The sequence below is a fragment of the Microbacterium sp. genome, assembly GCF_029263575.1.
Taxonomy (GTDB): domain Bacteria; phylum Actinomycetota; class Actinomycetes; order Actinomycetales; family Microbacteriaceae; genus Microbacterium.
Genome location: NZ_JAJUFV010000183.1, coordinates 1 through 5,353, shown reverse-complemented (window position 1 = coordinate 5,353; position 5,353 = coordinate 1). Strand labels below are relative to the sequence as shown.

Annotated in this window: 7 protein-coding genes; 5 read left to right on the top strand and 2 right to left on the bottom strand. The window is 68.4% G+C overall.

Annotated elements, in window-relative coordinates; all coding sequences use genetic code 11:
- The coding region (gene glmS / locus Q1J95_RS14145) for a glutamine--fructose-6-phosphate transaminase (isomerizing) (RefSeq protein WP_300268671.1) at positions 1-1,590 on the top strand (1,590 nt) is incomplete at its 5' end.
- 230 nt (positions 1,591-1,820) lie between these two features.
- Here the strand turns inward: glmS and Q1J95_RS14140 are convergent.
- Both Q1J95_RS14140 and Q1J95_RS14135 read right to left on the bottom strand, forming a co-directional pair.
- Positions 1,821-2,147: a DUF559 domain-containing protein gene (locus Q1J95_RS14140; RefSeq protein WP_300268668.1), complete on the bottom strand. Its 327-nt coding sequence runs from the start codon at positions 2,145-2,147 to the stop codon at positions 1,821-1,823.
- Between the two features lie 69 nt (positions 2,148-2,216).
- Positions 2,217-2,654 carry a hypothetical protein gene (locus Q1J95_RS14135; RefSeq protein ID WP_300268666.1) on the bottom strand — a complete coding sequence of 146 codons (438 nt, stop codon included), beginning with the start codon at positions 2,652-2,654 and terminating at the stop codon, positions 2,217-2,219.
- A 232-nt stretch (positions 2,655-2,886) separates the two neighbouring features.
- Between Q1J95_RS14135 and Q1J95_RS14130 the strand changes: the two genes are divergently transcribed.
- From Q1J95_RS14130 to tsaB, 4 genes are all read left to right on the top strand, one after another.
- Positions 2,887-3,258 (top strand): holo-ACP synthase, encoded by a 372-nt coding sequence (locus Q1J95_RS14130; protein WP_300268664.1) that lies wholly within the window; start codon positions 2,887-2,889, stop codon positions 3,256-3,258.
- Positions 3,255-4,361 (top strand): alanine racemase, encoded by a 1,107-nt coding sequence (gene alr / locus Q1J95_RS14125; protein ID WP_300268662.1) that lies wholly within the window; start codon positions 3,255-3,257, stop codon positions 4,359-4,361. The genes Q1J95_RS14130 and alr overlap by 4 nt, the downstream gene beginning before the upstream one ends.
- Positions 4,358-4,834 (top strand): tRNA (adenosine(37)-N6)-threonylcarbamoyltransferase complex ATPase subunit type 1 TsaE, encoded by a 477-nt coding sequence (gene tsaE / locus Q1J95_RS14120; RefSeq protein ID WP_300268660.1) that lies wholly within the window; start codon positions 4,358-4,360, stop codon positions 4,832-4,834. The genes alr and tsaE overlap by 4 nt, the downstream gene beginning before the upstream one ends.
- A 33-nt stretch (positions 4,835-4,867) precedes the next feature.
- Positions 4,868-5,353, top strand: a 486-nt coding sequence (gene tsaB, locus Q1J95_RS14115; protein WP_300268659.1) for a tRNA (adenosine(37)-N6)-threonylcarbamoyltransferase complex dimerization subunit type 1 TsaB, incomplete at its 3' end; no start/stop codon positions are given.

Here is a 5,353-nt window from a genome sequence, read left to right as displayed (position 1 = left end):
GCGCACCCGCACCTCGCCGACGGGGGCAAGCTCGCCCTCATCCACAACGGCATCATCGAGAACTTCGCCCCGCTGCGCGACGAGCTCGCGGCCGAGGGCGTCGAGTTCCTCAGCGAGACCGACTCCGAGGTCGCCGCAGCCCTGCTCGGCCGCGAGTACGTCGCCAACGGCGGCGACCTGCAGGCCGCCTTCCAGAGCATCGCGAACCGCCTCGAGGGCGCCTTCACGCTGCTCTCCATGCACCAGGACCACCCCGGCCTCGTCGTCGGCGCTCGCCGCAACTCACCGCTGGTGATCGGACTCGGCGAGGGTGAGAACTTCCTCGGCTCCGACGTCGCCGCCTTCGTCGAGCACACCCGCAAGGCGCTCGCCATCGGGCAGGACCAGATCGTCTCCATCACCCCCGATGCCGTGACGGTGACCGACTTCGCAGGCAACGAAGTCGAGGCCGAGCCGTTCGACGTGTCATGGGATGCTGCCGCCGCCGAGAAGGGCGGATGGTCCAGCTTCATGGCCAAGGAAGTCGCCGAACAGCCCGAGGCCGTCGCGAACACCATCCGCGGACGCGTGCAGGACAGACAGATCAACATCCCCGAGCTCGACGGGCTCGACGACCTCTTCATCGGCATCAACCGTGTGATCATCACGGCCTGTGGCACGGCATCCTACGCAGCCCTCGTCGGCAAGTACGCCATCGAGCAGTGGGCCCGCGTCGCCACCGACGTCGAGCTCGCCCACGAGTTCCGCTACCGCGACCCGGTGATTGGCGACGACACGCTCGTCATCTCGATCAGCCAGTCCGGCGAGACCATGGACACGCTCATGGCCGTCAAGTACGCGCGCGAGCGCGGCGCGCGGACCCTCTCGATCTGCAACACGCAGGGCGCGACCATTCCGCGTGAGTCGGATGCCGTCGTCTACACCCACGCCGGACCCGAGGTCGCCGTGGCATCCACCAAGGCGTTCTCGGCGCAGATCACCGCGCTGCTGCTTCTCGGCCTGCACATGGGGCGCGTGCGTCAGACGCTGTCGGCCGACGCCGATGACGTGCGCGAGTTGAGCGAGCTGCCCGAGAAGATCGCCCGCGTGCTGGAAGAAGAGCACGAGCACGTCACCCAGCTCGCCGGCTGGATGGCCGACACCCGCTCGGTGCTGTTCCTGGGCCGCCACGTCGGATACCCGATCGCGCTCGAGGGCGCGCTCAAGCTCAAGGAGATCTCGTACATCCACGCCGAGGGCTTCGCCGCCGGTGAACTCAAGCACGGCCCTATCGCGCTCATCGAGCCGGGTCAGCCGGTGTTCGTGCTCGTGCCGTCGCCGCGACACTCGGCGCTCGTGCACTCCAAGGTCGTGTCGAACATTCAGGAGATCCGTGCCCGCGGCGCCCGCGTGATCGTCGTGGCAGAAGAGGGCGACGCCGCGGTGCTGCCCTTCGCCGACGAGGTCATTCGCATTCCGCTGGCCGGGGCACTGTTCGAGCCGCTGCTCACGGTCGTTCCGCTGCAGATCTTCGCCATGGCCCTCGCCACGGCCAAGGGGCTCGACGTCGACCAGCCCCGCAACCTCGCGAAGTCCGTCACGGTCGAGTAGGGGGCGGCCGTCGGGACCGTCCGGGGCTGTCGGGGCTGTCGGGGCTGTCGGGGCGCCGGGCCGGTCCGCAGGTACAGATGTCGGCTGAGATCCCGGATGTCTGTTGGATCGGGCTGTTTCGCCCGGCATCCGTTCTTTGAGTAGACATGTGTACCGCGCCGCCGGGCCATCCGGCCTCCGACCGTGGGCACGGGCCACCCGGCCGCGAACCCGGGCCTCCAGCCGAAGGGCTAAGCCTGCGAACGGCCGATGGCGGGCAGAATCGCGGCGGCGACCACGTCCCAGTTGTGGACGACCATCGCGTAGTCGAAGCGGAGCGTCTCATATCCGAGGGCGGATGCCGCGGCATCCCTCATCAGATCTTTATGACGCAGCTCGCCCGCATGGTTTTCCTTGCCATCCGTCTCAAGAATCACGCGTCCTCCGACGACGAAATCAACGCGGCCGACACCGTCGATATTGACCTGACAGTCAAGACGGATGCCGAGCAGGTGCAGCCGCAATCGAAGCAGCGATTCCAATCCGCTCGCGGCGTCGGAACGTGCCAGGTCGAGCATCCAGTGGGCACGCCGGGGGAGTTCGCGTCGGATCTGTGCACGATCCTGTGCGGTGATCAGCCGCTTCTCCTACGCGGATTCGTACGCGGCGAAGAACGCCTCATCGTCGTTGCTGCACCGGTAGAAGTGCACCAGCGCGACGGCGACAGGCGCGACGCCGATGCCGGCCATACCCGGTGAGTAGTGTGTTTTACATTCGCATGGCTCGTGGTCGTGGCGGCGGCCGGCGCTACCCATCCAGACATGGATCTCGTCATTCTCCTCTGGCAGCATCCATACTCCGTGCAGCCGTAGCGCCGCTGCGCATGAGAGTGAGCCGCCGTGTGCGGCAGCGGTCACGATCCGGCGATTGGCACTGGGAAGGGCGAACACTCCAGCGCGCACGCGTTCGATCGTGCCGGCGTGCACAGCGACCGACAGCGTCTTGCGCGAACAGCCAAACCGCTGCAGCAGCGTTCCACGGGCGACGCCGTCGAATCTGCGGAGGATGTCTGTGGGAAGAAACACCCCTTGATGGTGCCGTGTCCGCGCGGGTGTCCGTGTGCGTTTCCGCGGGATTGTGGACAAGACCGCGATTCTCGACGTTGTGCAGGACGAGTGGGGCCCGGCGCCGGGTACAGATGTCGGCTGAGATCCCGGATGCCTGTTGAAACTGGCCGTTTCGGCCTGCATCCGGGACCTGGGCAGACATGTGTACCCGCCCGCGGCACGACCCGAGACGCGCGAGTAGGCTGGAGTCGTGATCACCGGCACCGGCATCGACCTCGTCGACATCACGCGGTTCGAGCGCACGATGGCGCGCACGCCGCGGCTGATGCAACGACTGTTCGCACCGAGCGAGCGCGAGCTGAAGCTCGCATCGCTCGCAGCCCGCTACGCGGCCAAAGAGGCGCTGATCAAAGCGCTCGGTGGTTCGGACGGCGTGCACTGGACCGAGATCGAGATCGGTTCCGAAGAGTCCGGGCGCCCGTACTTCCGACTCGCCGGCACCACGGCAGACGCGGTTGAGCACCGCGGCATCACCGCCTTGCACCTGACGATGTCGCACGATTCCGGCCTGGCAACAGCCTTCGTGATCGCCGAACGCGTCGACGAAGGGTCCGCGCGATGACCGCTGCGTTCCGCGAGGCGGTCATCGAGATGGACGCCATCGCCGATAACGTCCGGCACCTCCGGCGCCTGAGCGGCACTGAGCTCATCGCCGTCGTCAAAGCCAATGCCTATGGGCACGGCGCGGCCGCCGCCGCTGTCGCCGCGCTCTCCGGCGGTGCGTCCCGTCTCGGCGTGGCCGATCTCACCGAGGCCCTCGATCTGCGCCGCCAGGGCATCACCGCACCGCTCATCGCCTGGCTGCACGAGCCAGGGCAGCGCTTCGACGCCGCCGCGGCGAACCAGATCGAACTGGGCATCTCATCGTTCGACCAGCTGGAGGCGGCCGGCGCAGCCGCGAACAGCGATGGCCCGGTCGGCGTGCACCTCAAGGTCGACACGGGCCTGTCGCGCAACGGCGTCGCCCCGGCCGACTGGGGGCGCGTGTTCGCCGAGGCCGCTCGCCTCGAGCGAATCGGCCGTCTGCGCATCATCGGGCTCTTCAGCCACCTCGCCAACACCTCCGCCGACGACGACCACGCCGCTCTCGCGCAGTTCGACGAGGCGACGGCGGCGGCGGCATCCGCAGGGGTGCGTCCTGAGATCCGCCACCTCGCTGCGACCGCCGCGGCCATCGACCGCCCGGCGACGCGCCTCGACGCGGTGCGCGTCGGCGTCGGCATATACGGCCTCTCACCGTTCGACGATCGGTCCTCCGCCGACCTGGGGCTGCGTCCCGCGATGACGTTGCGGGCATCCGTCGCGGCGGTGCGCCGCGTCCCGGCCGAGGCGGGCGTCTCATACAACTACGACTACCGCACCCCGCGTGAGACGACCCTGGCGCTGATTCCGCTGGGTTATGCCGATGGCATCGCGCGTCAGGCATCCGGCCGGGGCCCGATCGTCATCAACGGACGCCGTTTCACCGTGTGCGGGCGCGTCGCGATGGACCAGTTCGTCGTCGACGTCGGTGACACCCCCGTCTCGGTGGGCGACGAGGCTGTGCTGTTCGGGGACCCGACACTGGGCGTACCGGCGGCGACCGATTGGGCGGATGCCGCGGGCACCATCAACTACGACATCGTCACGCGCGTCGGCCATCGCGTCCCGCGGAGAAACGCATGATCGATCCGGCGTTTCTCGGGCGGCGTGAGATCGCGGCATCCGACGATATGGAGCATCTCGGCTTCGTCATCGGCGAGCAGCTCGAGCCCGGGGACCTGATCGTGCTCACCGGCCCGCTCGGGGCGGGCAAGACCACTCTCACCCGGGGGATCGCCGAGGGCCTCGGTGTTCGCGGCCCCGTGCAGAGCCCGACCTTCGTCATCGCCCGCACGCATCCGTCACTCGTCGGCGGCGCACCGCTGGTGCATGTCGATGCCTACCGGCTGGGTTCGGCGGCCGAGCTCGACGACCTCGACATCGATTTTGCGCGGTCGGTCGTGGTGATCGAGTGGGGCCGCCAGATGGCTCCCGCCGTCGCCGACCAGTGGTGGGACATCGAGATCGAACGTCCGGTGGGCGGCGACGACGTGGCCGACGAAGACCTCGATGCGGATGCGCCGCGTGTGCTGACCATCACCTGCGTCGCGGAATGAGTCTCGCCGCGTGATGCCGACTACCCTGGAGAGGTGATTCTTGCCGTCGACACCTCGCTGGGTACGGCCGTCGCTCTTGTGGAGGCCGATGGCCACGCTGTCGCGGATGCCTCCAGTCACGATGCGCTCGGGCACGCCGAGGTCATCGGCGATCTGCTGACACGCGCCTTCGCCGCGGCTCGATCGTCCCCTGCCGACGTCACGCAGGTCGTCGCGGGGATGGGGCCCGGCCCGTTCACCGGGCTGCGGATCGGCATCGCCGCTGCTCGTGCCTTCGCCCTCGGGCGGGGTATCTCGGTGATGCCGGTTCCCAGCCATTTCGCGGCCGCGCTGAGGGTGATCGATGCGGATGCTCCCGATACCGCCTTCGCGATCGTGACGGATGCCCGTCGCCGTGAGGTCGCCGTGAGCATCTTCGAGGGACTCGACGCCGACGGCATCCCGAACCTGATCGGCGAGACCGTGCTCGTGCCGCGCGCAGACGTCGACGAGCGTCTGCGCGGTATGCACGCGATCGAG